Annotated in this window: 28 protein-coding genes; 11 read left to right on the top strand and 17 right to left on the bottom strand. The window is 70.8% G+C overall.

The features are described 5' to 3' along the window. Positions 1-78: 78 nt before the first annotated feature. The 3 genes from IL992_RS08465 to IL992_RS08455 all read right to left on the bottom strand — a co-directional run bounded on the left by IL992_RS08465 (position 79) and on the right by IL992_RS08455 (position 2,766). Positions 79-882: a sensor histidine kinase gene (locus IL992_RS08465; protein WP_193202769.1), complete on the bottom strand. Its 804-nt coding sequence runs from the start codon at positions 880-882 to the stop codon at positions 79-81. Positions 883-980: 98 nt separating this feature from the next. Next, on the bottom strand, positions 981-2,030 hold the full coding sequence (gene trpD, locus IL992_RS08460) for an anthranilate phosphoribosyltransferase (protein ID WP_193202768.1): 1,050 nt from the start codon (positions 2,028-2,030) through the stop codon (positions 981-983). Between the two features lie 340 nt (positions 2,031-2,370). Continuing rightward, on the bottom strand, positions 2,371-2,766 hold the full coding sequence (locus IL992_RS08455; protein ID WP_079313344.1) for a response regulator transcription factor: 396 nt from the start codon (positions 2,764-2,766) through the stop codon (positions 2,371-2,373). Between the two features lie 111 nt (positions 2,767-2,877). On the opposite strand from IL992_RS08455, the gene ctaE reads away from it, so the two are divergent. Genes ctaE through qcrB form a run of 4 tightly spaced genes read left to right on the top strand, consistent with a single transcriptional unit; the run spans position 2,878 to position 7,077 of the window. After that, a complete protein-coding gene (gene ctaE, locus IL992_RS08450; protein WP_449843665.1) occupies positions 2,878-3,546 on the top strand; it encodes an aa3-type cytochrome oxidase subunit III in 669 nt (222 codons plus the stop codon). Positions 3,547-3,563: 17 nt separating this feature from the next. Then, on the top strand, positions 3,564-4,373 hold the full coding sequence (gene qcrC / locus IL992_RS08445) for a cytochrome bc1 complex diheme cytochrome c subunit (protein WP_193202767.1): 810 nt from the start codon (positions 3,564-3,566) through the stop codon (positions 4,371-4,373). Further along, complete coding sequence (gene qcrA / locus IL992_RS08440) at positions 4,370-5,449, top strand: cytochrome bc1 complex Rieske iron-sulfur subunit (RefSeq protein WP_193202766.1); 1,080 nt, start codon at positions 4,370-4,372, stop codon at positions 5,447-5,449. Before qcrC ends, qcrA begins: the two co-directional genes overlap by 4 nt. Then, on the top strand, positions 5,446-7,077 hold the full coding sequence (qcrB, locus tag IL992_RS08435; RefSeq protein WP_193202765.1) for a cytochrome bc1 complex cytochrome b subunit: 1,632 nt from the start codon (positions 5,446-5,448) through the stop codon (positions 7,075-7,077). The genes qcrA and qcrB overlap by 4 nt, the downstream gene beginning before the upstream one ends. A gap of 98 nt (positions 7,078-7,175) precedes the next feature. Here qcrB and IL992_RS08430 read toward each other — a convergent pair whose 3' ends face one another. Together IL992_RS08430 and IL992_RS08425 are read right to left on the bottom strand one after the other, a co-directional pair. After that, positions 7,176-7,829, bottom strand: a complete 654-nt coding sequence (locus tag IL992_RS08430; RefSeq protein ID WP_193202764.1) for a response regulator — start codon at positions 7,827-7,829, stop codon at positions 7,176-7,178. Next, on the bottom strand, positions 7,826-9,025 hold the full coding sequence (locus IL992_RS08425) for a sensor histidine kinase (protein ID WP_193202763.1): 1,200 nt from the start codon (positions 9,023-9,025) through the stop codon (positions 7,826-7,828). The genes IL992_RS08430 and IL992_RS08425 overlap by 4 nt, the downstream gene beginning before the upstream one ends. Positions 9,026-9,134: 109 nt before the next feature. Between IL992_RS08425 and IL992_RS08420 the strand changes: the two genes are divergently transcribed. Together IL992_RS08420 and IL992_RS08415 are read left to right on the top strand one after the other, a co-directional pair. Continuing rightward, on the top strand, positions 9,135-10,229 hold the full coding sequence (locus IL992_RS08420; protein ID WP_319018427.1) for an alpha/beta hydrolase: 1,095 nt from the start codon (positions 9,135-9,137) through the stop codon (positions 10,227-10,229). After that, on the top strand, positions 10,219-11,385 hold the full coding sequence (locus IL992_RS08415; RefSeq protein WP_226872564.1) for an acyltransferase family protein: 1,167 nt from the start codon (positions 10,219-10,221) through the stop codon (positions 11,383-11,385). Before IL992_RS08420 ends, IL992_RS08415 begins: the two co-directional genes overlap by 11 nt. Here the strand turns inward: IL992_RS08415 and IL992_RS08410 are convergent. The 4 genes from IL992_RS08410 to ctaC all read right to left on the bottom strand — a co-directional run bounded on the left by IL992_RS08410 (position 11,342) and on the right by ctaC (position 15,470). Next, the gene (locus tag IL992_RS08410; RefSeq protein ID WP_319018426.1) at positions 11,342-12,511 is read right to left on the bottom strand and encodes a L,D-transpeptidase; all 1,170 of its coding nucleotides are present in this window, start codon (positions 12,509-12,511) and stop codon (positions 11,342-11,344) included. The genes IL992_RS08415 and IL992_RS08410 overlap by 44 nt on opposite strands. A gap of 141 nt (positions 12,512-12,652) precedes the next feature. Beyond that, on the bottom strand, positions 12,653-13,048 hold the full coding sequence (locus IL992_RS08405; protein ID WP_193202762.1) for a cytochrome c oxidase subunit 4: 396 nt from the start codon (positions 13,046-13,048) through the stop codon (positions 12,653-12,655). Continuing rightward, positions 13,045-14,709, bottom strand: coding sequence for an aa3-type cytochrome oxidase subunit I (ctaD, locus tag IL992_RS08400; protein ID WP_319018425.1), 1,665 nt, complete (start codon positions 14,707-14,709; stop codon positions 13,045-13,047). The genes IL992_RS08405 and ctaD overlap by 4 nt, the downstream gene beginning before the upstream one ends. Continuing rightward, positions 14,706-15,470, bottom strand: a complete 765-nt coding sequence (ctaC, locus tag IL992_RS08395; RefSeq protein ID WP_449843664.1) for an aa3-type cytochrome oxidase subunit II — start codon at positions 15,468-15,470, stop codon at positions 14,706-14,708. Before ctaC ends, ctaD begins: the two co-directional genes overlap by 4 nt. A 253-nt stretch (positions 15,471-15,723) precedes the next feature. On the opposite strand from ctaC, the gene IL992_RS08390 reads away from it, so the two are divergent. Both IL992_RS08390 and IL992_RS45935 read left to right on the top strand, forming a co-directional pair. Then, positions 15,724-16,857, top strand: a complete 1,134-nt coding sequence (locus IL992_RS08390; protein WP_193202759.1) for a cysteine desulfurase family protein — start codon at positions 15,724-15,726, stop codon at positions 16,855-16,857. 92 nt (positions 16,858-16,949) lie between these two features. Next, a complete protein-coding gene (locus tag IL992_RS45935) occupies positions 16,950-17,171 on the top strand; it encodes a sulfurtransferase TusA family protein (protein ID WP_225898452.1) in 222 nt (73 codons plus the stop codon). 10 nt (positions 17,172-17,181) lie between these two features. On the opposite strand, the gene IL992_RS08380 is transcribed toward IL992_RS45935, so the two are convergent. Beyond that, positions 17,182-18,168, bottom strand: coding sequence for a carbohydrate kinase family protein (locus IL992_RS08380; RefSeq protein ID WP_193202758.1), 987 nt, complete (start codon positions 18,166-18,168; stop codon positions 17,182-17,184). A 179-nt stretch (positions 18,169-18,347) separates the two neighbouring features. Beyond that, positions 18,348-18,701: an iron-sulfur cluster insertion protein ErpA gene (gene erpA, locus IL992_RS08375; protein WP_036321717.1), complete on the bottom strand. Its 354-nt coding sequence runs from the start codon at positions 18,699-18,701 to the stop codon at positions 18,348-18,350. Between the two features lie 195 nt (positions 18,702-18,896). Between erpA and nadA the strand changes: the two genes are divergently transcribed. Then, on the top strand, positions 18,897-20,051 hold the full coding sequence (nadA, locus tag IL992_RS08370) for a quinolinate synthase NadA (RefSeq protein ID WP_319018424.1): 1,155 nt from the start codon (positions 18,897-18,899) through the stop codon (positions 20,049-20,051). Here nadA and IL992_RS08365 read toward each other — a convergent pair. Beyond that, complete coding sequence (locus tag IL992_RS08365; protein ID WP_193202756.1) at positions 20,048-21,043, bottom strand: LysR family transcriptional regulator; 996 nt, start codon at positions 21,041-21,043, stop codon at positions 20,048-20,050. The genes nadA and IL992_RS08365 overlap by 4 nt on opposite strands. A 112-nt stretch (positions 21,044-21,155) precedes the next feature. Here IL992_RS08365 and IL992_RS08360 point away from each other — a divergent pair, with 112 nt between their 5' ends. Next, positions 21,156-22,076, top strand: a complete 921-nt coding sequence (locus tag IL992_RS08360; protein ID WP_193202755.1) for a zinc-binding dehydrogenase — start codon at positions 21,156-21,158, stop codon at positions 22,074-22,076. Between the two features lie 90 nt (positions 22,077-22,166). Beyond that, a complete protein-coding gene (locus IL992_RS08355; RefSeq protein ID WP_193202754.1) occupies positions 22,167-22,610 on the top strand; it encodes a nuclear transport factor 2 family protein in 444 nt (147 codons plus the stop codon). A gap of 62 nt (positions 22,611-22,672) precedes the next feature. Here the strand turns inward: IL992_RS08355 and IL992_RS08350 are convergent, their stop codons facing one another. Genes IL992_RS08350 through IL992_RS08330 form a run of 5 tightly spaced genes read right to left on the bottom strand, consistent with a single transcriptional unit; the run spans position 22,673 to position 25,968 of the window. Then, positions 22,673-23,425: a maleylpyruvate isomerase family mycothiol-dependent enzyme gene (locus IL992_RS08350; protein WP_193202753.1), complete on the bottom strand. Its 753-nt coding sequence runs from the start codon at positions 23,423-23,425 to the stop codon at positions 22,673-22,675. 15 nt (positions 23,426-23,440) lie between these two features. Then, positions 23,441-23,989 (bottom strand): PspA-associated protein PspAB, encoded by a 549-nt coding sequence (pspAB, locus tag IL992_RS08345; protein WP_193202752.1) that lies wholly within the window; start codon positions 23,987-23,989, stop codon positions 23,441-23,443. Positions 23,990-24,002: 13 nt separating this feature from the next. After that, on the bottom strand, positions 24,003-24,893 hold the full coding sequence (gene htpX / locus IL992_RS08340; protein ID WP_193202751.1) for a zinc metalloprotease HtpX: 891 nt from the start codon (positions 24,891-24,893) through the stop codon (positions 24,003-24,005). After that, positions 24,893-25,171 (bottom strand): PspA-associated protein PspAA, encoded by a 279-nt coding sequence (pspAA, locus tag IL992_RS08335; protein WP_193202750.1) that lies wholly within the window; start codon positions 25,169-25,171, stop codon positions 24,893-24,895. Before pspAA ends, htpX begins: the two co-directional genes overlap by 1 nt. After that, positions 25,168-25,968, bottom strand: a complete 801-nt coding sequence (locus IL992_RS08330) for a PspA/IM30 family protein (RefSeq protein ID WP_204046826.1) — start codon at positions 25,966-25,968, stop codon at positions 25,168-25,170. Before IL992_RS08330 ends, pspAA begins: the two co-directional genes overlap by 4 nt. Between the last annotated feature and the right edge of the window lie 13 nt (positions 25,969-25,981).

The raw sequence follows: 25,981 nt of genomic DNA, 5'->3' as shown, positions 1-25,981 counted from the left end.
GGCCAGGCAGGACGAGGCCGGTCGGGCGAGGCCGGGGCAGGCCAGGCGGGGGGAGCACGTCGCGTGCGGGCGTGCGGATCAGGCCGGGCGCAGCAGCCGGACGCGGACCTCGAACCCGCCGGGGAGCGGGTGCGCGGCGACCGAGCCGCCGAACAGCGCCGCGCGCTCCCAGGTGCCGACGAGCCGGTCGCGGGGCAGCCCGTCGTCGTGGACGACGACCTCAAGGACGGCGGGCAGCCACCGCAGCGTGACCGTCGCGGTGCGGGCCATGCCGTACCACAGGGCGTTGCCCAGTGCCTCCTCCACGATGCGGTATGCCGACAACTCCAGCGTGGGGCCGCTCCCCCGGGCGCCGGCCTCGGTGAACGAGACGGCGAGCCCGCTCGCGCGGAAGTCGTCGATCAGCCCGGGCAGGTCTCCCAGACCCGGCTGGGGGCCGCGGCGCTGCCCGTCCATGCGCAACAGGCCCATCATCCGGCGCAGGTCGGACAGGACCCGGCGGCCCGACTCCTCGGCCTCGCGGAACGTCTGCCGCGCCCGTTCCGGGTCCTTGTCCATGATCACCCGGCCCGCTCCCACGCCCAGTGTCATCACGCTCAGGTCGTGGGCCACCAGGTCGTGCAGTTCCGAGGCGATCCGCAGGCGTTCCCAGACGACGTCGTCCTCGGTGGCGGAATGAGCGGGACGCCCGGGCCCCGCGCCGTTCCCCTCCTCCGCCCGAGCCTGCCGTCCGTCCCTGCCGCGGTCCCGCTCCGGGGAGACCGCGCCGGGGCGCGAACCGGTGAAGGGCGCACCGCGGAGACCGGCGGCGAGCATGGCCATCCCACCGCGGGCCAAGGCGGCCCAGCGGTGGAAGGCCCGAAGGGCGAACAGGCGCATCATGGCGGGAACGGTACGGCTCAGGCCGAACCCGGCACGTCCCCATCAAGGCGGACGCGTGATCCCTCCCGCGATGGAGGCGATCCGGACCAGGAGCGCGATCAGGCCGTGGAGCCGAGCGCCCGGCTGATCTCGATCCAGCGCTCCAGGGTCTGCGCGGCCCTGCCCGAGTCGACCGCCTCGCCCGCGCGGGCATACGCGGCGCGCAGGTCGCCGATCAGGTCGTCGCCCGGGCCGTCGTAGGCGACCAGACCGGCCGCCGCGTTCAGCAGCACCGCGTCACGTACCGGCCCGGTCTTGCCGCGCAGCAGGTCGCGGACGGCCGCCGCGTTGAACTCGACGTCGCCGCCGCGCAGGTCGCCCGGCTGGGAGCGGGGGATGCCGAGGTCCGCCGGGTCGATCGTCGTCTGGGTCGCGGTGCCGTCCCGGACGACGAAGACCGCCGACGGGGCCGCGGTGGACAGTTCGTCCAGGCCGTCGTCGCCCCGGAAGACCAGCGCCGACACGCCGCGCTCGGCGAAGACCCCGGCCATGACCGGCAGCATGCGCGCGTCGAACACGCCGATGGCCTGGGCGGCGGGACGCGCGGGGTTGGCCAGCGGCCCGAGGAAGTTGAACACCGTCGGCACGCCGATCTCCTTTCGCGGCGGGCCGGTGAAGCGCAGCGCGGGGTGGTAGACGGGCGCGAAGCAGAAGGCGATGCCAGCCTCCACGGCGACCCTGGCGGTGGTCTCCGGAGACAGGTCGAGGGCGACGCCCAGGTGCTCGAGCACGTCGGCCGCGCCGCACAGCGAGGAGGCGGCCCTGTTGCCGTGCTTGACGACCCGGGCCCCGGCCGCCGCCGCGACGATCGCGGCCATCGTCGAGACGTTGACGGTGTGCGCCCGGTCGCCGCCGGTGCCGACGATGTCGACCACCGGCCCCTCGACCGTGAGCGGGGTCGCGCGCTCGAACATGGTGCGGACGAGGCCCGTCACCTCGGCGACGGTCTCGCCCTTGGCCCGCAGGGCGACGGCGAAGGCGGCGATCTGCGCCGGGGTCGCCGCCCCCGACATGATCTCCCCCATTACCCAGGCCGTCTCGTCGGCCGTCAGGTTCTCGCCCGCCAGCAGGGCGTTCAGCGTGGAGGGCCAGGTGGTGCGCGTGTCCATGGTGGGCTCCGCGGGTTTCGATGTGGGGTCGGATCGACGGGTCGGCCTTGCGGTGCGGCCGGGCGTCGCCGGCGTGCCTGGGTGAAGCGAGAGCCCGGTGACCCCCGGCCGCCGGGTGGGCCTGGTGACGCGTGAGCCCCGGGCCGGGCGCACCCGGTTCAGTGCGCCCGGTCTGGTGCTCCGGGCTCAGTGCTCCGGGCTCAGTGCGCCCGGTCTGGTGCTCCGGGCTCAGTGCTCCGGGCTCAGTGCGCCCGGTCTGGTGCTCCGGGCTCAGTGCGCCCGGTCTGGTGCTCCGGGCTCAGTGCTCCGGGCTCAGTGCGCCCGGTCTGGTGCTCCGGGCTCAGTGCGCCCGGGTGAGGCTGAGGCGGCGCCGCATGAGGTCGGCCACGGCCTCGGCGAGGACCACCGGGTCGATGGGCTGGGCGACGACGGCGTCGGCACGGGACCAGTTGGCCAGCCAGCGGTCGTCCCTGCGGGCGATGAGCAGCAGGATCGGGGGGCAGTTGTGCACCTCGTCCTTGGCCTGCCTGCTGACTCCCATGCCGCCGGCCGGCTGCGCCTCACCGTCGAGGACGGCGACGTCGATGTCGCCGGAGTCGAGGTGCTTGATCACGGCCGGCTGGGTCGCGCACTCGACGATCTCGACGAGGGGCACGTCTGCGGCGGGGCGCCGCCCGATGGCCAGCCGCACCTTCTCCCGGGTGCCTGCGTCGTCGCTGTAGACGAGAACCCTCATTTCACGCTCACTGTCGAATCGCGGGGTATGGTCATCGTGATGCTACCGGCGCGGCTGCAGGGCTCGCAGCCCCGGGGCGATTGCCGTGACATGCCCGTTTCGTGGGCGCGTATGGACCCTAGCGGGGGGTCGTGGGGCGACCCGACCTGGGGAGCCGCAATAATGCTGGGCGTGGCGACAGCATCCGCAATTACTACGACGACGAGACCGCACGGGTCCAGCCGGCCGAACCTGGTTCAGGTCGGGACCATCGTGTGGTTGTCCTCTGAGCTCATGTTCTTCGCGGCGCTGTTCGCGATGTACTTCACCATCCGGTCGGTCAGCCTCGGACAGGGCACGCACTGGCCCGAGGCGCACCTCGAAGTCCCGTTCGCGACCTTCAACACGACCGTTCTGGTCCTGTCGAGTGTCACGTGCCAGCTGGGCGTGTGGGCTGTGGAAAGAGGCGACGTCAAGAAGCTGCGATTCTGGTATGTCGTAAGCTTCCTGATGGGCGCCTTCTTCGTGGGCGGACAGCTTTACGAGTACGGGAACCTGGCGCGCGAGGGCCACGTCCTCTCGCACTCCCCGTACGACTCGGTGTTCTACCTGACCACGGGCTTCCATGGCTTGCACGTGACGGGTGGTCTGATCGCGTTCCTGTTCATCCTGGGACGCACGTACGCCGCGAAGCGCTTGACGTATGAGCAGCAGACCAGCGCGATCGTCGTGTCCTACTACTGGCACTTCGTCGACGTGGTCTGGATCGGCCTTTTCGCGACCATCTACATCATCAAATGATCGGAACGGGGATTTCGGTGAACTCCATCACCGCCCGACGGCGCCATCCCCTCGCGCGAGTCGCCGTCGTGGCGCTCGCGCTTGGCCTGCTCGGCGGCGGCTACGCGCTCGCGGCGCCGAACGGCAGCACCGCGGACGCCGCGATCGCGTCCGGCAAGGCCGACGACGTGGCGCAGGGCAAGAGCCTCTTCGTGGCGCACTGCGCGAGCTGCCACGGCATGAACGCCGAGGGCACCAAGAAGGCTCCCACGCTCATCGGCGTCGGAGCCGCCGCCGTGAACTTCCAGGTGAGCAGCGGCCGCATGCCGGCCGCCGACGCGGGTCCCCAGGCTCCGCGCAAGCCGCGTGCGGAGTGGGCGACCGACCAGGCCGTCGACCAGCTCTCGGCGTACGTCCAGTCGCTGGGCGGCGGCCCGACGGTGCCCAGCGCCGAGCAGGTCGACCCGGCCAAGGGTGACCCGGCCAAGGGTGGCGAGCTCTTCCGCGCCAACTGCATCCAGTGCCACAACTTCGTGGGCGCCGGCGGCGCGCTGACCTACGGCAAGTACGCGCCGCCGCTGAACCCGGCGACGCCGACGCAGATCTACGAGGCGATGGCCACCGGCCCGCAGGCGATGCCGGTGTTCAACGACTCGACGATCACGCCGGAGCAGAAGCGCGACATGATCGCGTACATCACCCACGTGCGGTCGCAGGTCGACCCGGGCGGTTCGGGTCTGGGCCGTATCGGCCCCGTCACCGAGGGCCTTGTAGCGTGGGTCGTGGGTCTCAGCCTCCTGATCCTGGCCTCCATCTGGATCACAGCGAAGAAGCGACGGGCGGCATGACAGAGCAGAACGAGTACCCCGAGAGCGGCCGGGTGCGGACGCGCGTCCTCGGCACGCCGCCCGCGGACGCGCCGATCGTCGACTCCGACCCGATCCACGCGCCCGAGGGCGTTCCCGGCGTGATCCCTCAGGACCCCGTCAAGGCCCGCAAGGCCGAGCGCCTCGTCGCGCTGCTGTTCCTGATCACCTTCCTGGCCGGGGCCGGCTTCATCGCCTCGTACGTGATCTTCCAGGTCGGCACGATCGACAAGACGGCCACGTCGAACCTCGCGCTCGGCGGCACCCTCGCCCTGGCCCTGCTCGCGCTGGCCGCGGGCCTCACGGTCTGGGTGCGGCAGATCATGCCGAAGTACAACCTGATCCAGGAGCGCCACGAGATGCGCTCCGACGACGGCACGCGTGAGTACGTCAAGGAGACCTTCCTCCAGGGCGCCGACGAGAGCGGGTTCGTCAAGCACAAGCTGCTGCGCCGCACGCTGCTGCTGGCCGCCGCTCCGCTGGGCCTGCTCCCGCTGGTGCTGCTGAAGGACCTCGGCCCGCTCCCCGGGACCGCGCTCAGGCACACCGTCTGGGGCGAGCCCACCAAGAACGGCAAGCCGCGCCGCCTCGTGGTCGAGGGCTCCGGCCAGCCGATCCGCGCGGCCGACTTCAACTCGCCCGGCGGCATCCTCTCCGTGGTCCCGGAGGGCTACGAGGAGGACCTGAACGCGCTGGCCAAGGCGACGCTGATCCTGCTCAAGTTCCGTCCGGAGGAGCTCAAGTCCGGCACGAACCTGAACTGGACGCACGACGGCATCGTCGCCTACTCCAAGATCTGCACCCACGTGGGCTGCCCGGCGGCTCTCTACGAGCAGACGACGCACCACATCCTCTGCCCGTGCCACCAGTCGACCTTCGATGCGGCGGACGGAGCGAGGGTCGTCTTCGGCCCCGCCGCCCGGCCGCTGCCGCAGCTCCCCATCGGAATCGACGAGGAGGGCTACCTCGTCGCGAAGTCCGACTTCAAGGTCCCCGTCGGTCCCAGCTTCTGGGAGCGTGGCGACGCTGAAGCCGAAGCTAGGGAGAACGCAAAATGAACGCTCCCCCGAAGGCCATCGCAGGCGTCTCGACCTTCGTCGACGACCGCATCGGCGCGGGGAACTTCCTCAAGCGCAACCTGAGGAAGATCTTCCCCGACCACTGGTCGTTCCTCCTGGGGGAGATCGCGCTCTACTCGTTCATCATCCTGCTGCTGACCGGTACGTTCCTGACGTTCTGGTTCAAGCCGAGCATGGGCGAGGTCACGTACACGGGTAGCTACGCCCCGCTGTACGGCGTGAAGATGTCGGAGGCCTACGCTTCGGCGCTGAACATCAGCTTCGACGTCCGTGGCGGTCTGCTGATGCGGCAGATCCACCACTGGGCGGCGCTGCTGTTCGTGGGCGGCATGACCGTGCACATGCTCCGGATCTTCTTCACCGGTGCGTACCGCAAGCCGCGCGAGCTCAACTGGATCATCGGCATCCTCCTGCTCTCGCTGGCGCTCTTCGAGGGCCTCACCGGATACTCCCTCCCTGACGACCTGCTCTCCGGCGCGGGTCTGCGGATCACCCAGGGCGTCGCACAGTCGATCCCGATCGTGGGCACCTACGTCTCGTTCTTCCTGTTCGGCGGCGAGTACCCGGGCCACGACGTCATCTCGCGGTTCTACTCGATCCACATCCTGCTGATCCCGGGCATCCTGCTCGCGCTCGTCTCGGCGCACATGATCCTGATGTGGGTGCAGAAGCACACGCAGATGCCGGGCAAGAACAGGACCGACAAGAACGTGGTGGGCGCTCCGTTCTACCCGGCCTTCATGATCAAGTCGGGCGCGTTCTTCCTATTCACGTTCGGCGTCATCGCGCTGCTCGGCACGTTCGCCCAGATCAACCCGATCTGGTTGTTCGGGCCGTACACGCCGGCGGACATCTCGGCCGGCTCGCAGCCCGACTGGTACATGGGCTTCCTGGAGGGCTCGCTCCGTCTTATGCCGTCGTGGGAGATCAACTTCCTCGGCCACACGGTCACGCTGAGCGTGCTGATCCCGGCGCTGGTGCCGCTGGGCATCGTCATGACGGGCCTGGCGCTGTATCCGTTCCTGGAACAGTGGATCACGGGCGACCGCCGCGAGCACCACGTCGCCGACCGGCCGCGCAACAACCCGCACCGCACGGCCATCGGCATCTCGGGCATGACGTTCTACGGCATCCTGTGGCTGCTGGGCGCCAACGACGAGATCTCGGCGAACTTCCACGTCGACCTGTACACGACGACCTGGTTCGGGCGGATCGCCGTCTTCGTCGGCCCGGCCATCGCGTACTGGATCACCTACCGGATGTGCATCGGCCTCCAGCGCAAGGACGCCGAGGTGCTGTCCCACGGCGTGGAGTCCGGCGTCATCAAGCGGCTGCCGAACGGCCAGTACATCGAGGTCCACACGCCGCCGGCGGAGGACATCGCCGAGCACATCCGCGGCAAGAAGGAGATCCCGGTTCTCGAGAGCGCCGAGGACGGCGAGGGCATCCCGCCCAAGGGCGCCCGCAGCGCGATCGGCCGGCTCCGCGCCAAGATGAGCCAGGCGTACGGGACCGACCGGGTCCCGCTGACCGACGGCCACCACGAGGAGGCCCACGAGGAGGAGCACGCGGGCGTCGGCGCCGGCGACCGCAAGGAGCTCCACTGACGGGCGCCTGACTGACCGGCACGAAACGGCCCGGCAGGAGGGGGAACCACTCCCCCTGCCGGGCCGCTGTGTTTCCCGCTTCGCTTATCGGGACCCGCTCAGCCGGTCGGTGCGACGAGGCCCGTCTCGTAGGCGATGATGACGAGCCGCACGCGGTCACGAGCATCCAGCTTGGCGAGCAGCCGCGTCACATACGTCTTCACAGTGGCGGCGCTGATGAACAGCTCGGCGGCGATCTCCGCGTTGGACAGGCCGCGCCCCACGAGGGTCAGCACCTCGGCCTCCCGCTCGGTGAGCCCTGTGACCCGCCGAGGCCGCGGGCCGGGCACGGGACGGCCCGCGAACTCCTCGATCAGCCGGCGGGTGACCCGCGGGGCGATCAGGGCCTCCCCCGCGGCGACCACCCGGATCGCGGCGAGGATGTCGTCCAGGGCCATGTCCTTGACGAGGAACCCGGACGCCCCGGCGCGCAGCGCACCGTAGACGTACTCGTCGTCGTCGAAGGTCGTCAGGACGAGGACCTGGGCGCCACAACCCGCGGTGATCAGCCGGGTGGCCTCGATGCCGTCCATGCCGGGCATGCGGATGTCCATCACCACGACGTCGGGCTCGACGTCCTCCGCCATCCGTACCGCCTCCGCACCGGTGCCCGCTTCCCCGGCCAGGTCGAGGTCGGGCGCGTCGGCGATGACCATCTGCAGGGCGGCGCGGACCAGAGGCTGGTCGTCGGCCAGCAGCACGCGGACGGTCATCGGACTCCCGCGGGCACGGGCAGGCGGGCCTCGACCCGGAAGCCTCCCTCGGGACGCGGCCCCACGTCGAAGGTCCCGCGCAGGACGCCGACCCGCTCGCGCATCCCGATCAGGCCGTAACCTCCGCCGGTGTCACCGCCGCGCCCGTCGTCGAGAACCTCGATGCGCACCTCGTCGTCCCGGTAGTCGATGCGCACCTGGCACGACGTCGTACCGGCGTGACGCACCACGTTGGTGACGGCCTCCTGGACGATGCGGTAGGCCGACACGTCGATCTCCGGCGGCAGTGGACGGGGCTCCCCCGACCGGCGTACGTCGACTCGTACGCCCGCCTGCGTGGTCGTGGCGGCCAGCCGGTCGACGTCGGCGAGGCCGAAACCCGGCTCCAGCGGTGCGGGCGGCGCCGGACGCTCCTGCTCGGGGCTGCGCAGCGCGCCGACCATCCGGCGCAGCCCCGACAGCGTCTCCCGGCCGGCCGTCTCGATCTCCCCCAGCGCGTCCCGTGCCCGCTCCGGTTGGGTGTCGATGACCCGCCGGGCGGCGCCTGCCTGCAGCGCGATGACGCCGATGCTGTGGGCGACCATGTCGTGCAGTTCGCGGGCGATCCTGAGCCGCTCGTCGGTGACCGCCTGGGTCGCGGCGCTGGCGCGCAGTTGCTCGGCGTGCTCACGGGACTCGCGCACCGAGTCGCCGAGCAGCCAGGCGATGACGGTCGTCAGGGCCACGGCCGTCTCGGACGACATCGCGATCGGCCACCCGCACAGCAGCCGGACAGCCAGATAACCGCCCAGCACGGCGAGGCTCGTGCCGACGGCGGCGACGCCGGTCGCACGCGGCCGTCCGACGGCGATGAAGAACACCGCGACCTCGGCCGCGAGGAACTGGGGCAGCGGAATCTCCGCCACGCCCAAGGGCACCGTCCCGAGAGCGGACGCGGCGAGCAGCAGGGCCAGAGCCGGCAGCGGCCTGCGGCGCAGCAGAACGCCCCCGGCCAGCGCGCATACGGTGGCCGCCGCCATGGTGACCAGACCCTCCCACCGGAAGAACTGCGCCGCCGGGCGCGCGGCGGGGTACCACTCGCCGGGCAGCCGCATCCGCATCAGGAACGTGAACGCCATGCCCCCACACCAGGCGAGGACAACCCAGGCCCCGGGCGGCAGGCGCTCCAGAAAGGGACTCGGGCGCGCGACCTGCATGACCAGAGCGTACTGGCGTGCCCCTTTTGCGGGCATCCGACCAGAGGTCTACGTCCACGGTCGACCGGTGCCGCGGCGAATGTGACTTACGGTCCGATGCGGTGGGGACGTGCCGCACGGCACCGTGAACCGGGTGATCGACACCGCACAGCCGCCGGAGGCCCACGACCGGCCACCGGCGCCGCTCCCCCTTCCCCGCGGCGGCACGGGCGCACGCCGCGGCCCGCTCGCGCTCCTTCGGCGCAGTCCGGCCCGCGGCCGCCTACGCCGGAGGCTGCTCGCCACGCTCGTCGTCGCCGCGCTCGCCGTTCCGGTGACCGGCGCGGCACGTCCCGAGGCGGTCCCCGCGCCCGTCCCGCCGCCCCTGCCCCCGCTACGGACCGCGACCACCGCGAGCCTGGCCGGGCGGTACGCCGCCACCCGCGGCGCCGTCGAGGCGGCGATGCGGACCGCCGTGGCGGCCGGTCATCGATGGCGGGCCGCGATGCTGCGGGCGATGGCCGACCCCACCCGGCACTTCCTGTCCTTCGACGGCCGCGACGGCGGCCGGGCCGCCGAGGTGTTCGGCGACCTGGCCGCCGCCGACCGGATCGCGGTGATCGTCCCCGGCTCCGGCACCGGCCTTGACACGTACGGGCTTCTTCGGGGCGGCTCGATGCGGCTGCAGCGGGCACTCGGCCCGTGGGGGGCCGTCGTCGCCTGGCTCGGATACCGGACTCCGAGCACCGTGAGCCTCCAGGCGATGACCCCCGGCCGCGCGGACGAGGCCGTCCCCGCACTACGCGCCTTCGTCCGCGACCTGGCCCGGCTCAAGCCCGCCGCCCGCATCAGCCTGCTGTGCCACTCGTACGGCGGCGTGGTGTGCGGCCGCGCCGCGCCGGGCCTGGACGTCGCGGACATCGTCCTGTACGGCAGCCCCGGCGCGGGAGTGGACGACGCGGCGGCGATGCGCACCCGGGCGGCCGTGTGGGCCGCCCGGGGCACCGGGGACTGGGTCGCCGACCTGCCGCACGCGGCGCTGCGCCTTCCCTTCGGCACGATCGGGCTCGGGGAGGATCCCGTGGATCCCCGGTTCGGCGCCCGGATCTTCGCCGCGGGCGACGGCGGGCACAGCGACTATCTGAAAGACGGATCGCCCGCGCTGGCGAACATCGCCCGGATCGTCTCCGGGCATGTTCCCACCGAGGTGAGCCGTGATTCATGACCTCGTCCGGCGCGCCGAGGAGGCCACTCCCGTCCGGCGCGACCGCGCCGTCGACGCGCTGCGTGCCCTCGCCATCGCCGGTGTGGTGCTCGGCCACTGGCTGGTGACCGCACCTGTCGCCGACAGCGGCGTCCTGCGCGTCACCAGCCCGCTGAAGTACATGCCGCAGCTCGCGCCCGTCTCCTGGCTGTTCCAGACCATGGCCGTGTTCTTCTTCGTGGGCGGGCGGGTGGCCGTCGAGAGCCACGGTCGCGCCCGAGTCGGGGGCGTGGGCCACGGCCGGTGGGCCGCCGCCCGGATGGCCCGCCTGTTCCGCCCGGTCGTGCCCCTGGTGGGGGTGTGGAGCGCGGCGGCGGTCGCGATGCTCGCCTGGGGAGCCGACCCGGGGACCGTGTACGCGCTGGTCAAGCTGGTCTGGGCGCCGATGTGGTTCCTGCTGGTCTTCGCGGCGCTGACGGCGGTGACCCCGCTCGCCGCCCGGCTGCACCCGGTGTGGCCGCTCGCCGCGGTCGCGGTGGCCGATCTCGTGCGGTTCGGCCTGGACGGGCCGTCCTGGGTCGGGTGGATCAACGTGGGGACCGGCTGGCTTGTGCCGTACTGCCTCGGCGCCCTGTGGGCGGGCGGGCGGCTGGGCGGCCGGGCGACCGGGTGGGCGCTGCTGCTCGGCGGGACCGCGGCCACCACCGGTCTCGTCCTGTGGGCCGGCTATCCGGCGTCCATGGTCGGCGTGCCGGGCGCGCCGGTCTCCAACCAGTCACCGCCCACACTGGCGGCTGTGGCGTTCGGACTGGCCCAGTGCGGGGCGGCCCTGCTGCTGTCCGGGCCGCTGCGGCGGGTGCTGCGCCGTCCCGCCGCCTGGGCGCTGGTGGCGGTGGCCAACCTCTCCGCGATGACGATCTTCCTCTGGCACCAGACCGCGATGATCGCGGTCACGGCGGCGGCCCTGCGGCTCGCGGGCCGGGCACTGCCCGGCCTGCACACCGTCCCCGGCGATCCCGGCTGGGTGGCCGCCCGACTGGCATGGCTGCCGGCGTTCGCGGCGGCCCTGGCGGTGTGCTGGGCGGTCTTCCGCCGCCACGAGACACGCCGGCCGCCCGCTGGTCGGAGGCCGCTCAGAGGGTCTCGGAAGGAGCGGCGCGCAGACGGCTCTGCTTGAGCCAGGCAGGCCAGGAGTCCTGCCAGTAGCTCCAGCCGTTGGTCGCCTCCAGCCTGCGCGGCGTCCCGGTCACGATGATCGGGTCGCCGATCAGGGTGTTGTTCTTGAACCACTTGGCGTTCTCCGGGCTGATGTTCACGCAGCCGTGGCTGACGTTGGAGTTGCCCTGGTCGCCGACAGACCACGGAGCACCGTGGACGTACTCGCCGGTGTTGGAGATGCGGACGCTGTTGTACACGGTCGTCTCGTAGTAGCCGGCCTGCCCCGGCGAGGCGTCCGGCGAGGTCATGACCGTGACGTCCTCCCTGGACATCGCCACATGGATGCCGCTGGTGGTGTGGTGGCGGAGCACGTCGCCCATGCCCGCGCTGATCGGCATGTTCTTGATCTGCTTGCCGTCCCGCTCGATCTTCATGTAGTGGGTCTGGGTGTTGGCCACGCTGATCTGCGAACGGCCGATCTCGAAGTCCCGGACGTAGTCCTGCTTGCCGTACATGCCCTCGCCGCCCCTGATGCCGGCCAGGCGTGCGGTGACGCGGACCTTGGTGTACGTCGGCCAGTACTTCTCCGGGCGGAAGACCACGTTCTTGTCGTCGAGCCAGTGCCAGGCGCCGTCGATGGGCTTGGACGCCTGCACGATCAGGTTGCGCTCGACGGACACGCGGTCGGTGATCGGCTTGTCGAAGGTGATGATGATCGGCATGCCGACGCCGACCGTCAGGCCGGTGTCCTGCTTGTTGGGCAGCAGAGTGGAGACGCCGAAGGTCTTGGTGGCCTGTTTCGTGGCGAATCGGACGGTCCTGGTCGTCGAGCCGCCGGGGCCCGCGGCCGTCGCCTCGACACTGTAGGCCGTCCCCGGGGCCATGGGACGCTCGCTGCGCCACTGGGTGCGGTCGGGGCTGAACACGCCCGCGACGGGCTTTCCGCCAGCCTGTACGGCCACGTGGGTGAGCTTGCCGCCGGCCGCGCCGATCAGGATCGGAAGCTCGGGCGGCAGGTCGGCGGCGCCGTCGAGCGGGCTGATGCTGATCGCCGTCCCGGAGCCTCGATCCTCGTCCCGTCCGCCCGACGTGGAACACCCGGCAACCATCACGAGAAGGGCCAGCACCCCCGCACCAGCACGCACGTCCGTCCCCCTAGCGTCGCTTTCCGGGGGTTATTCCCTGTTCACGTACCGTTCGGGCAGTCCGGGGACCGGGTGCCGGCAAAGAACGCGGACGGCCGGTCGGCGAGATCGCCGACCGGCCGCCCAGCGGGGTTCACGCGCTCAGTGCGAGAAGTTGCCCCGGTAGTACTGGAACACGAACCCGATCATGCTCATGATCGTGCAGAACAGGCCGATGAAGAACAGCCACCAGCCGACCGCGAAGCCGAAGAAGGTCAGCGCGGCCGACAGGCACACGAACAGCGGCCACCAGCTGTGCGGGCTGTAGAAGCCGATCTCGCCCGCGCCGTCGCTGATCTCGGCCTCCTTGTTGTCCTCCGGCTGGTCGCCGATGCGGCGCGCCGTGAACAGCAGGTAGTAGCCGATCATGAGGGCCAGGCCGACGGAGATCGCCATCGCGGTGGTGCCGGTCGGCTCCTTGGACCAGAACCAGTAGACCACGTCCGCGGCGGCGAAGAAGACGCCGCAGAGCAGGAACATCCATCCCTGGATCTTCATCGGGACTCCTCCACCAGCTCAGGCTTGGCGGTGATGTGCGGGTACTTGAGGTCGAACGCCGGGCGCTCGGACCGGATCCGCGGCAGCGACGTGAAGTTGTGCCGCGGCGGCGGGCAGGAGGTCGCCCACTCGAGCGAGCCGCCGAAGCCCCACGGGTCGTCCACGGTGACCTTGGGCGCCTTCCGCCACGTCACCCACACGTTGTAGAAGAACGGCAGGGTGGACAGGCCCAGCAGGAGCGCACCGGCCGAGGAGACCATGTTCAGGTCGGTGAAGCCGTCGGCCGGCGAGTAGTCGGCGTACCGGCGGGGGAAGCCGATGACGCCCAGCCAGTGCTGCACCAGGAAGGTCAGGTGGAAGCCGAAGAACAGCAGCCAGAAGTGGAGCTTGCCGATCTTGTCGTTGAGCATCTTGCCGGTGAACTTGGGCCACCAGAAGTAGAAGCCCGCGAACATCGCGAACACCACGGTGCCGAAGACCACGTAGTGGAAGTGCGCGACGACGAAGTAGGTGTCGCTGATGTGGAAGTCCAGCGGGGGCGACGCCAGGATGACGCCGGTCAGACCACCGAACAGGAAGGTCACCAGGAAGCCGACCGCGAACAGCATCGGGGCCTCGAACGACAGGTGACCCCGCCACATGGTGCCGATCCAGTTGAAGAACTTCACACCGGTCGGCACGGCGATCAGGAACGTCATGAACGAGAAGAACGGCAACAGCACCTGGCCGGTCACGAACATGTGGTGGGCCCACACGGTGACCGACAGGCCCGCGATGGCGATGGTCGCGCCGACCAGGCCGATGTACCCGAAGATCGGCTTACGGCTGAAGACCGGAAGGATCTCGGTGATGATGCCGAAGAACGGCAGCGCGATGATGTAGACCTCGGGGTGCCCGAAGAACCAGAACAGGTGCTGCCACAGCATCGCCCCGCCGGTGGGCGAGTCGAAGATGTGCGCGCCCAGCTTGCGGTCGGCCTCCAGGGCGAGCAGCGCGGCCGCCAGGACGGGGAAGGCCAGCAGCACCAGGATGCTGGTCAGCAGGATGTTCCAGGTGAAGATCGGCATCCGGAACATCGTCATGCCGGGGGCGCGCATGGTGAGGATCGTGGTGATGAAGTTCACCGCGCCGAGGATGGTGCCGAGACCGGACATCGCCAGGCCGAGGACCCAGAAGTCGCTGCCGAGGCCGGGCGACGTCACCGCGTTCGACAACGGCGCGTACGCGGTCCAGCCGAACGAGGCGGACCCGCCCGGGGTGAAGAAGCCCAGCACGGCGATCGTGCTGCCGAACAGGTAGAGCCAGTAACTCACCATGTTCAGCCGGGGGAACGCCACGTCGGGGGCGCCGATCTGCAGCGGCATCAGCTCGTTGGCGAAGCCGGCGAACAGCGGCGTCGCGAACATGAGCAGCATGATCGTGCCGTGCATCGTGAACAGCTGGTTGAACTGCTCGGTCGACACCATCTGCAGCCCCGGCTGCGCGAGCTCGGCCCGCATCACCAGCGCCATGAGGCCGCCGATGAGGAAGAACACGAACGACGTGATCAGGTAGAGGTGCCCGATCACCTTGTGGTCGGTCGAGGACAGCCACTTGGCGATGACCGTGCCCTTGGTGTACGGCCGTGCGGCGATGCCGGCCGGTTCCTGGATGGCGGTCACTGCGCACTCCCCGCCTGGCTCTTGATGTACTGGTCGAATTCGGCCTGCGGGACGAGCTTCACGGAGAACAGCATCTTGCTGTGGTCGGTGCCGCACAGCTCGGCGCATCGGCCGACGAAGACGCCCGTCTTGTCGAGCGTCGTGATCTGGAAGCGGTTGTGCACGTTGCCCGGGAAGACGTCCTGCTTGAACAGGAACGCCGGCACCCAGAACGAGTGGATGACGTCGGGCGAGTGCAGGTCGAACTGCACCTGGGTGTTGACCGGCAGCACGAGCTGCGGACCCTGCGGGTTCTCCGCGGTCTGCTTGCTGAGATCCACCGGCACGCCCGCGACCACGGCCTTCTGGCCCTGGTATTCGGTCGTGAAGCGCCAGCTCCACTGGTAGCCCTCGACGGCCACCTTGACCGGGGCGTCCTTGGTGATCCGCGTGATCTCGGTCTCGTCACGCGCCGTGAAGTAGAAGAAGACCGCGACCATGATGACCGGGACCACCGTGTAGAGGATCTCGATCGGCAGGTTGTAGCGCACCTGCGGAGGCAGCTGATCGGGGCTGTTCTTCTTCTTGCGGTGGAAGATGCACGCCCACAGGATCAGTCCCCAGACGACCACACCGGTGGCGAGAGCCGCGATCCAGCTCCCGTTCCAGAGCGTCTGGACGATGCCGGCCTGCTTGGTGACACCTTCCGGCATGCCCCCACGGGACCACTGATCGATCGCCTGGTTGCTACACGCCGTCCCGGACGCCACCAGCAGCGCCACGGCGGCGGCTCCGGGCAACCGGCGGCGTGCCCACGGTCGCCGTGTCGTACGGCGGGTCGGACTCACGGATCGCCTACCCCACAGATGAAGCCCAAGAGTTCCTCTCCTGGGCGGTTTTTCCAATTGACCCTTGGGTGAGACCGGCACGAACCTTGCGGCCGGTCTGCCCTTTACTTGGTTGAGTTCACGCTGGGGGACACATTAGCGCGGACCGGCGCCGCCCCTCTGAGCAGCCCCCGTTAATGTCCTAACTGTGGCCTACCTGGACGCGGCTTCGACCGAACCTCTCCATCCCGCGGCCCGTGACGCCTTGCTGGCGGCGATCGACGCCGGCTGGGCCGATCCCGCCCGCCTGTACGGCACGGCGCGCCGCGCCCAGATGTTACTGGAGCGCGCGAGGGCAGAGGTAGCCGAACTGATCGGCGCCCGGCCCGACGAGGTGTCGTTCACCTCGTCGGGGACGCAGGCCGTCCACCTGGGGGTGCTCGGCACGCTGGCGGGTCGCCGCCGGGCCGGGACGCGCCTGGTGGCGGGCGCCGTCGAGCACTCCAGCGTCCTGCACGCGGGCGCCCTCCACGAGCGCTCCGGCGGCGAGGTGGAGATCGTGGGCGTGAGCCGTACGGGCCGGGTGGACGCCGGCGCGTTCGCCGAGGCCGTCGCGCGGCCCGGCACGGCCCTGGCGTGCCTGCAGACGGCCAACCACGAGGTCGGGACCCTCCAGCCGGTCGAGGAGGCGGCGCGGGCCTGCCGGGAGGCGGGCGTGCCGCTGCTGGTCGACGCCGCCCAGTCGGCGGGCCGACTGCCGGTTCCCGAGGGCTGGTCGGTCCTCACCGCGAGCGCGCACAAGTGGGGCGGTCCGGCCGGGGTGGGCGTGCTGGCGGTGCGCAAGGGCGTGCGCTGGCGCTCGCCGCTGCCCGAGGACGAGCGGGAGCGGCGGCGCGTGCCGGGGTTCGAGAACGTGCCCGCGATCGTGGCCGCCGCGGCGGCGCTGCGCGCCAGGACGGAGGAGGCGGAGGCCGAGGGGCGGCGGCTGTCCGCCCTGGTCGACCGGATCCGCGCCGAGGTGCCCCGCCTGGTGCCCGACGTGGAGGTCGTCGGCGACCCGGTCCTGCGGCTGCCGCACGTCGTGACGTTCTCCTGCCTGTACGTCGAGGGCGAGGCGCTGCTGACCGAGCTCGACAAGGCCGGTTTCGCCGTCTCGTCCGGCAGCTCCTGCACGGCGAGTACGCTTCGTCCATCGCACGTTCTGGAGGCAATGGGCGTGCTTACGCATGGGAATGTGCGGGTATCGCTGCCCCGTGGCGTGTCCGAGGACGACATCGATCGTTTCCTCGCGGTGCTCCCGGACATCGTGCGGCGGATCCGGTCGAGCTTGGGGGTGCACTGATGTGGCGCAGACGGACGGGCGGCGCCCGGCGGTCTCCCGAGGCGGCTCAGGCCGAGCCCGCCGAGCCGGTCCAGCCGGCGGAGCCGCCCGCGCTGACCATCGACGCGCTGGGCCGCAAGTGCCCGATCCCGATCATCATGCTGGCCGAGCGGATCAACCAGGTGGCGACGGGCGGCGTGGTCGCCGTACTGGCCGACGACCCCGCCGCGTTCACCGACGTCCCGGCCTGGTGCCGGTTGAAGTCACACGAGCACGTGGGGAGCTACGAGCTGCCCCAGGGCGGCTGGTCCATCCACGTGCGCCGCAACTACTGAGAGCCTGTTCTCACGCGTAGTGGCAGCGGACGTGCCCGGCGACCTCCTCGGCCGCGTCGGGGCCGTACGCCGCGGCGAACCGCTCCAGGAAGACCCGCTGGCCCAGCTCGTACTCCTGGCCGCCGACCCGCTCCAGCACGTGCGTGGCGGTGAGGTTGCCGATCTGGCCGCAGCGCTCCAGCGACAGCCCCCAGGCGAGGCCGGCGAGGAACCCGGCGCGGAAGGCGTCGCCGACGCCGGTCGGGTCGGCCTTGCCCAGCTCGGGCGCCGGCGAGACGTGCAGCGACGGCTCGCCCTTGCGGTCGATCCTGACGCCCTTGGGGCCGAGGGTGGTCACCCGGACGCCGACCCGGTCGAGGATCTCCTCGTCCGACCAGCCGGTCTTCTGCCCGATCAGGCCGAGCTCGTAGTCGTTGCCGAACAGGTACGCCGCGCCCTCCACGAGCTGGCGGATCTCCTCACCCGGCATGCGGGCGAGCTGCTGCGACGGGTCGGCCGCGAACGGGATGCCCCTCTGGCGGGCCTCGTCGGTGTGCCGCAGCATCGCCGCCGGGTCGTTGGGGCTGATCAGGACGAGGTCGAGCCCGCCGAGACGCTCGGCGATCGGGCCCAGCTCGATCTCCCTCGCCTCGGCCATCGCGCCGGTGTAGAACGAGGCGATCTGGTTGTGGTCCTCGTCCGTGGTGCACAGGAAGCGCGCCGTGTGGTGCAGCTCGGAGATGTGAACCGAGTCGCAGTCGACGCCGTGGCGCTCCAGCCAGGAGCGGTAGTCGGCGAAGTCGGTGCCGACGGCGCCGACGAGGATGGGGGTGAGCCCCAGGCAGCCCATGCCGAAGGCGATGTTGGCCGCGCATCCGCCACGGCGGATCTGCAGATCGTCGACGAGGAACGACAACGACACCCGGTCGAGCTGCTCGGCGATGAGCTGGTCGCCGAAGCGGCCGGGGAACGTCATCAGGTGGTCGGTGGCGATGGAGCCGGTGACGGCGATGCGCACGGGGTCATTCTCCTCGTTGTCAGCATCAGGGAGACAGGGGCGGGGACGTTGATCCCGCCGAACCTACTGAGCGTACCGTCTCGCGACATGACGACGCCCCGCACGGAGGAATCCGCACGGGGCGCCCGATGCATGCTCCATCGCACGCGGGCCCGGCGTCGCCGGACGCGCGCTCGCCGTCAGTTGAACGAGTCGCCGCAGGCGCACGACCCGGTCGCGTTGGGGTTGTCGATGGTGAAGCCCTGCTTCTCGATGGTGTCCACGAAGTCGACCGTGGCGCCGACGAGGTACGGCGCGCTCATCCGGTCGGTGACGACGTTCACGCCGCCGAACGTGGAGACCACGTCGCCGTCCATCGACCGGTCGTCGAAGAAGAGCTGGTAACGCAGGCCGGAACAGCCACCCGGCTGGACGGCCACCCGGAGCTGCAGCCCTTCCTCGCCCTGCTGCTCGAGCAGGCTCTTGACCTTGGCGGCGGCCGCGTCAGTCAGGATCAGGCCCTGCTGCGTGGTCTCGCTGCTCTCAACCGTCATGTGCTGACTCCCGCGTCTGCGCCAACCGCCCTTCGGGGCGGTCGATTGGTTCTGACGTCCTACCTAGACGCTACCAACACCAGTGAAGCCCTACACATTCCACGTGCCTCACGGGCAACCGCGCGACGAACCAGGCGATGTGATGTGTAATGATTAGTCGTCAGTTAGACGATAAGTCCCCGAGGGGGTGTGGTCGTGACGATCACCGAGACCGGCCTTCCGCTCTTCATCCTCGGCCGGGACACCGACCCGCACAGCGAACGCGGCGTCGACTGCCCGGGCGAGCTGCCTCCCGCGTCCGATCCGACCCTCGTGGAGCGCGCCCGCGTGGCCAAGGAGCGGCTAGGCGACCGGTTGTTCGTGCTCGGTCACCACTACCAGCGTGACGAGGTCATCCAGTTCGCGGACGTGACCGGCGACTCGTTCAAGCTCGCCCGCGAGGCCGCCGCCCGGCCCGAGGCGGAGTACATCGTGTTCTGCGGCGTCCACTTCATGGCCGAGTCCGCGGACATCCTGACCAGTGACACGCAGAAGGTGGTGCTCCCCGACCTGGCCGCCGGCTGCTCGATGGCCGACATGGCGACCTTCACCCAGGTCGAGGACTGCTGGGACGCCCTGGAGGACGCCGGCATCGCCGACCGGGTGGTGCCGATCACGTACATGAACTCCAGCGCGGACATCAAGGCGTTCTGCGGACGGCACGGCGGCGCGGTGTGCACCTCCTCGAACGCCAGGCGCGCCCTCGACTGGGCCTTCGAGCAGGGCGAGAAGGTGCTGTTCCTGCCCGATCAGCACCTGGGCCGCAACACGGCCGTGCTGGAGATGGGGCTGTCGCTGGACGACTGCGTGGTCTACAACCCGCACCGCCCGAACGGCGGCCTCACCCGGGAGCAGCTGGAGAACGCGAAGATGATCCTGTGGAAGGGCCACTGCTCGGTCCACGGGCGCTTCTCCGCCGCGTGCGTGGACGAGGTGCGGGCCCGCATCCCCGGGGTGAACGTGCTCGTGCACCCCGAGTGCCGCCACGAGGTCGTGACCAAGGCGGACTTCGTCGGCTCGACCGAGTACATCATTCGCAAGCTGGAGGAGGCCCCGGCCGGGTCCTCCTGGGCCGTCGGAACGGAGCTGAACCTGGTGCGCCGCCTGGCCGACCGGTTCCCCGACAAGACCATCACGTTCCTCGACAGGACCGTGTGCTACTGCTCCACCATGAACCGCATCGACCTGCCGCACCTGGTCTGGGCGCTGGAGTCGCTGGCCGACGGCGAGGTCGTCAACCAGATCACGGTCGACGCGGACACCACCCACTGGGCCAAGGTCGCCCTCGACCGCATGCTCGCCCTGCCCTAGCCGTAGCGGACCGCGGCCGTGCCGGCACGGCCGCGGTCCGTCTGACGAGCCGCGAAGCTCGCATGGTCGGTGTCGGGGAGCCAGTCCCGGCCGGGTGTGTATTCCAGCCAGCGCCGGGCTCGCCCGGCGTCGGCGAAGCCGCGCAACAGGGCGTCGAGCAGCGGGTGACCGTAGGACTCGCGCCAGGCCAGCGACCACGCGTACAGCGGGGTCGGCGCCGTGAGCGCGATCGAGCGCAGGCCCGCGTGATCGGGCAGCGGCGCGTCCGCCGGGAAGAGCGTGAAGCACGAGGCGTCGTCGCGGATCCGCCGGACGAGGTGGTCCAGGCCCAGGTTGGGGCCGTCCTGCCGCCGGATGATCCCGAACTCGTCACCGAAGCGGCGGAGGAAGTCCAGGCGGCTCAGCTCCGCCGGGCACCACAGTGTGCTGTCGCGCAGGTCGGCCGGGCGCAACGCGTCGGCTCCGGCCAGCGGATGGGCCGCGCTGACCACCGCGTCGACGGGCTCCAACCGCACCAGTCGCTGAGTGAGACCCGCGTCGCCGCCGTCCGGCAGCGGATGCACTCGCCCGAACCCCAGGTCGGTGTCACCGTTCAGCAAGGACCGTGCGACCGACGGCCAGTCCCGGCCCGGGCCTGGTTCCAGGCGCACCCCGCCGAGCGCCTCCGCCGCCTGGGCGACGGTCCGCATCGGCGCGTACAGATGACCCCACGTGTCGATCCGTACGACGGGCGGAGCGCCCGTCACGGCCGCGACCGCGTATTCGCCCGCCGCGAGCGCCCGCCGCGCGGCGGGCAGAAACCGTTCCCCGGCCTCGGTCAGCCGGACGCCCCCCTCACGCTCGAACAGACGTACGGCCAGCAGCGTCTCCAGGCGCGCGATGCGCTTGGACAACGCCTGCTGGCTGATGCCGAGGTGTTCGGCGGCACGCCCGAAATGCAGCCTGTCCGCGGTCTCGGCGAACGCACGGACCAGGACGAGGTCAAGATCCATGCCGCTGAGCATAGGTGACAACCCGGCGTTGTCGGGCGCGAGGACGCGTTGTTGGTCCGGCCTCCGTCCCAAGCGGTGAAGTTGCCTCAGACGCCACGAGGAGGCAACAACGATGAAGGCATACATCCCGACCGGGGACCCCGCCGAGCCAGTCGTGCTCGCCGACGTCCCCGAACCGACTCCGGGTGCGAACGAGGCGCTGGTGAAGGTCGAGGCGTTCTCTGTCAACCGGGGCGAGACGTTCAAACTGGAGGCGCCCGTCACCGGCGGGGTGCCCGGCAAGGACATCTCAGGGCTCGTGGTCCAGCCGGCCGCCGACGGGAGCGGGCCCACCGGCATCACCCGCGTCGTCGGCCACCCGATGGCGGGCGGCTGGGCGGAGTACGTGGCGGTGCCGGCGGACGCGCTCGCCGTGCTGCCGGACGGCGTCTCCGCGATCCAGGGCGCGGCGCTGCCGCTCGCCGGGCTGACCGCGCTTCGACTGCTACGCGCGGCCGGACCCGTGCTCGGACGGCGCGTACTGCTGACCGGCGCGTCCGGCGGGGTGGGACACTACGTGACCGAGCTCGCGGCCGCCGCCGGGGCCGAGGTCACCGCGGTTACCCGGAACGCCGAACGCGGCGCCCGGCTGGCCGGACTTGGCGCGGCCGAGATCGTGCACGACGTCGCCGACGCGCGCGGGCCGTACGACATCGTGCTGGAGTCGACCGGCGGCGCGTCCCTTCCCATCGCCCTGGCGCGGCTCGCCAGGCGTGGCGTGCTCATCTGGTTCGGGCAGGCCAGCCGCACCCCGGCGACGCTCGACTTCTTCGACTTCTTCTCCGGGCCGGAGTCGGCCGTCATCCGCCACTTCCACTATCTCGACGCCGGCACCCCACTCGGCGACGACCTCGCCACGCTCGTCCGGCTGACCGCTGACGGCCGCCTGCACCCCGAGATCGGCCGCGTCGCGGACTGGGCCGACACCGCCACCGCCCTCACCGACCTACGCGACCGCCGCATCCGCGGCAAGGCCGTCCTCACCCTTCCCTGAATCACTCCGGCCGCCCGAATTCCGGCCGCCTGAATCCCGGCCACCCAAATCACTCCGGCCACCGAGAAGAACGAGCCAAGGAGCAGGACCATGACCACCACCGACCCCAGGGCAGTCGTCATCCGCTACGTCGAGGCCGTCCGCGACGGCGACGCCGACGTCATCTACGACAGCTTCGCCGCCGACGCCACCTGGCACTACCCGGGCGACCTGCCCATCTCCAAGACGTGGCACGGCCGCGACGCGATCGTCAACGACTTCCTCGGCGGCATGGGGCCGATCCTCGTCCCGGGCAGCCTGACGATCGAACTGGTCGGCACCATCGCCGAAGGAGACCGCGTGGTCGCCGAGTGGACGTCCAAGGCGGACACCGTTTTCGGCACCGTCTACGACAACCGCTGCATCGGTGTCTACACCGTCCGCGACGGCAAGATCACCTCCGTCGTCGAGTACAGCGACACCCGGCATGTCGCCGCGGCGCTCTTCCCCGGCCATGGGGCCCCCGTGCTCGCCCGCTCGGTCCAGGCCCCCTGACCGGGCACACCCGTGCCCCGACCGGCAAGGTTCCGATCGCCGGGAGGGGCACCGGACCCGCGCTAGATGCGGGCGCGCTCGCGCCAGAACCACAGCAGCTCGTCGTCGCCGTGGACCGCGTCGGGCTCGAGCCGGTTCCACAGGGTCAGCATCAGGTCCCCGGCCGTCGGCGCGCGTACGATGACGTCGGCGGGGCCTTCGGACCTCTCGTAGGTGAACCCCTTGGGAGTGAGCCGCACGAGCCAGGCGAGACCGGTTCCGGTCCGCCAGGAGATCGCCTCCCCGTCGCCCCGCAGCTCGGCGAGCAGGGGCCGCCACCGGGCGTACGGCAGCAGGTCGAAGAACTCCTCCACGCCGTCGATCGCGACGTCTTCGTCCATCTCCGGGGCGATCCCGAGGGCGATCTCGGCGTCCACTCGGTGGACGACGGTCTCGTGGAGCTGGCGGCGGGACCAGAACCGAGCCCGGCGGGACCTGTCTCCCGCCCAGCCCCACACCTCGGTGTCCGGGTCGCGGCTCTTCAGCGCCTCGGACAGCTGAACGGCTCCCGCCTCCAGCCAGTCGGCGTGGCCGGCGAAGTCCTCGGGGAACCCGTGGTCCATCCCGGCGCGATCGTATCGGCGGTCGGCGGCGTCCCGCACCATCGCGGCGGCCCACCGGTGCACGGCGCCGGTGTGCTCGACCAGCTCCCTGAGGTCCCATCCCGGGCAGGTCGGCACGGGCGTCGTGCCGTCCCGTCCCCGCACGACCTCGGCCATCCGGCCGATCTCCGCGGCCGCGGCCTCGGTGTGCCGCAGGTGGGTCCACTCGGTCATGGGGGCTCCTGTAGGTCAGAGGCCGGGGGCGCCCCAGACGGGAAACCAGCTCGCGAGCTCGGGCTCGATGGTGAGCTCGCGGTCCAGGACCCCGCGCACCTGCAGTTCCAGCGTGTTGTCGCGGCGCGGTTCGCCGAGGGGGGCGAAGGGGTAGAACGTGCCGCGCTTGTAGAGATACACGATCGCCAGCCTCCTGTGCGAGGGGTCGGCGAAGGTGACGAGCGAGCACAGCAGCGACGGGCCGAACCCGGCCGACTCCAGGGACGAGTTGGCGGCGTGCAGGTCGGTCACGAGCCCGGCGACGTCGGGGTTGCGCACCTGCAGCCAGGTGTAGCCGTAGGAGTCGCGGGAGACCTCGACCCTGCCCATCAGGGCCTCGATGTCCTGTTCGAGCCGGGCGAAGGCGCCGCCCTCGGCGGCGCGGAAGCACACCGAGCCGGTTCCCGCCGGGGCGAAGCCGGTGGCGGCCTGCAGCGTGACGGCGGCCGACGGCAGGGCGAACAGCGCGTCCAGGTCGGGTCTGGCGGGCTTGGAACGGCCGAGCAGGGCGTCGAACCAGCCCATCAACGCCCCCTCATCAGCGGCCCAGCGCCGCGGAGATCCGGGCGAGCTGGTCCAGCCGGCGCTCCAGCGACGGGTGGGTCGACAGCAGCGAGGCGACGCTCTGGCCCGACAGGGCGGGCGCGAAGAAGAAGGCGTTGAACGGCTGCGCCTCACGCAGGTCCCTGGTCGGGATCCTGCCGATGTCGCCGCTGATCTTGACAAGGGCGCTGGCCAGGGCGCTCGGCTGCTGCGTGAGCAGCGCGCCCGCGCGGTCGGCGGCCAGTTCGCGGTAGCGCGACAGCGCCCGCGTCAGCAGGAAGCTGACGGCGTAGACCAGGCCGGAGACCGCGAAGATGATCAGGCCGATCGGGGGGCCGTTGTCGTTCCTCCGGCCGCCCAGACCGGTGTAGAGCGCGAAGCGCGTCATCAGGCCGGCCACGACCCCCAGGAACGAGGCGATCGTCATCACCGCCACGTCCCGGTGGGCGACGTGGGACATCTCGTGGGCCAGCACCCCTTCGAGCTCCCGCGCGTCGAGCCTGCGCAGGATGCCGGTGGTCACGCAGACCACCGAGTTCTTCTGGTTGCGCCCGGTGGCGAACGCGTTCGGGATGTCCGAGTCGGCGATCGCCACCCGCGGCTTCGGCATCCCCGCCATCGCGCTCAGCCGGTCGATGATCCCGTGCAGCTCGGGGGCCTCCTGCTGCGAGACCTCCCGCCCGTGCATCGCGAACAGCGCGATCTTGTCGGACAGGAAGTACTGCGCCAGCAGGAGACCCCCGGCGATCACGAGCACGGTGACCGCACGTACGCCCACCGCGACCAGGACGGCCACGAACGCGACGTAGAGCAGCCCGAGCAGGAACATCGTCACGGTCATCCGGACGGTGAGGCCGCGATCAGGGGCGAACCGCGTGGAGGCCATCAGCCAGGGATGAGCCCGGTGTCCCCGAGCATCTCCCGCACTTCCTCGATCGAGGCGTCGGCCGGCGGCAGGATCAGCTCGGACGGCTCCAGGGAGTCGTCCGGCAGCGCCTTGCCGACCTGACGCACCTTGTCGAGCAGGGCGTGCAGCTTCGTGCGGAACTCGTCCTCGTCGCCCGACTCGATCGCGGCTTCCACCTCGGTGTCGAGCTCGTTCAGGACGTCGATGTCGGCGGCGCCGATCTCGACCTGTCCCTCACCCATGATTCTGACGATCACAGGCCCTCCCCCGGCTGGCGCAGCTGCTGCGTGTGCTGCTGATTGGACGGGACGGACTGGCCCTGCTGCCCGGCCTCGATGGCGTTCTTGGGCGCGGGGCCCTGGCCGAGCTCGGCCTTCATCCTGGCGAGCTCCAGCTCGATGTCCGAGCCGGCGCCCATGCGGTCGAGCTCCGCCTGGATGTCGTCGCGCTGCCCGGTGAAGTCGTCCAGCGCGCCGCTGGCCAGCAACTCGTCGATCGCGCCCGCGCGCGCCTGCATCTGCGCGGTCTTGTCCTCGGCCCGCTGGATGGCCAGGCCGACGTCGCCCATCTCCTCCGAGATGCCGGAGAACGCCTCGTTGATCCGCGTCTGGGCCTCGGCCGCCGTGTAGGTGGCCTTGATGGTCTCCTTCTTCGTACGGAAGGAGTCGACCTTGGCCTGGAGGCGCTGGCTGGCGAGGGTGAGCTTCTCCTCCTCGCCCTGCAGGTTGTTGTACTGGATGCGCAGGTCGGCGATCTGGGCGTTGAGACCGTTGCGGCGGGTCAGCGCCTCGCGGGCCAGATCCTCACGCCCAGCCGACAGGGCCTGCCTGCTCTGGTTCTCCAGCTTCGTGGCCTGCCCTTCGAGCTGGTTGATCTGCAGCTCCACCCGCTTGCGGCTGGTGGCCACGTCGGCCACGCCCCGGCGGACCTTCTGCAGCAGCTCAAGTTGGCGCTGATAGGAATAGTCCAGCGTCTCCCGCGGATCCTCCATCTTGTCCAGGGCCTTGTTGGCCTTGGACTTGAAGATCATGGAAAGTCTCTTCATCACGCTCATGCGCGTCGGCCGT

Origin of the sequence: Microbispora sitophila, assembly GCF_014892245.1 — a bacterium.
GTDB lineage: Bacteria > Actinomycetota > Actinomycetes > Streptosporangiales > Streptosporangiaceae > Microbispora > Microbispora siamensis.
Note: the sequence above shows the minus strand (reverse complement) of the source record. Positions and strands in the feature narration are given on the sequence as shown.

Bases quoted from the DNA above. Each gene is read 5' to 3' on its own strand.
- IL992_RS08465 (WP_193202769.1), bottom strand. From the start codon at position 882: ATGATGCGCCTGTTCGCCCTTCGGGCCTTCCACCGCTGGGCCGCCTTG.
- trpD (WP_193202768.1), bottom strand. From the start codon at position 2,030: ATGGACACGCGCACCACCTGGCCCTCCACGCTGAACGCCCTGCTGGCG.
- IL992_RS08455 (WP_079313344.1), bottom strand. From the start codon at position 2,766: ATGAGGGTTCTCGTCTACAGCGACGACGCAGGCACCCGGGAGAAGGTG.
- ctaE (WP_449843665.1), top strand. From the start codon at position 2,878: ATGGACCCTAGCGGGGGGTCGTGGGGCGACCCGACCTGGGGAGCCGCA.
- qcrA (WP_193202766.1), top strand. From the start codon at position 4,370: ATGACAGAGCAGAACGAGTACCCCGAGAGCGGCCGGGTGCGGACGCGC.
- qcrB (WP_193202765.1), top strand. From the start codon at position 5,446: ATGAACGCTCCCCCGAAGGCCATCGCAGGCGTCTCGACCTTCGTCGAC.
- IL992_RS08430 (WP_193202764.1), bottom strand. From the start codon at position 7,829: ATGACCGTCCGCGTGCTGCTGGCCGACGACCAGCCTCTGGTCCGCGCC.
- IL992_RS08425 (WP_193202763.1), bottom strand. From the start codon at position 9,025: ATGCAGGTCGCGCGCCCGAGTCCCTTTCTGGAGCGCCTGCCGCCCGGG.
- IL992_RS08405 (WP_193202762.1), bottom strand. From the start codon at position 13,048: ATGAAGATCCAGGGATGGATGTTCCTGCTCTGCGGCGTCTTCTTCGCC.
- erpA (WP_036321717.1), bottom strand. From the start codon at position 18,701: ATGACGGTTGAGAGCAGCGAGACCACGCAGCAGGGCCTGATCCTGACT.
- IL992_RS08365 (WP_193202756.1), bottom strand. From the start codon at position 21,043: ATGGATCTTGACCTCGTCCTGGTCCGTGCGTTCGCCGAGACCGCGGAC.
- IL992_RS08360 (WP_193202755.1), top strand. From the start codon at position 21,156: ATGAAGGCATACATCCCGACCGGGGACCCCGCCGAGCCAGTCGTGCTC.
- IL992_RS08355 (WP_193202754.1), top strand. From the start codon at position 22,167: ATGACCACCACCGACCCCAGGGCAGTCGTCATCCGCTACGTCGAGGCC.
- IL992_RS08350 (WP_193202753.1), bottom strand. From the start codon at position 23,425: ATGACCGAGTGGACCCACCTGCGGCACACCGAGGCCGCGGCCGCGGAG.
- pspAB (WP_193202752.1), bottom strand. From the start codon at position 23,989: ATGGGCTGGTTCGACGCCCTGCTCGGCCGTTCCAAGCCCGCCAGACCC.
- htpX (WP_193202751.1), bottom strand. From the start codon at position 24,893: ATGGCCTCCACGCGGTTCGCCCCTGATCGCGGCCTCACCGTCCGGATG.
- IL992_RS08330 (WP_204046826.1), bottom strand. From the start codon at position 25,968: ATGAGCGTGATGAAGAGACTTTCCATGATCTTCAAGTCCAAGGCCAAC.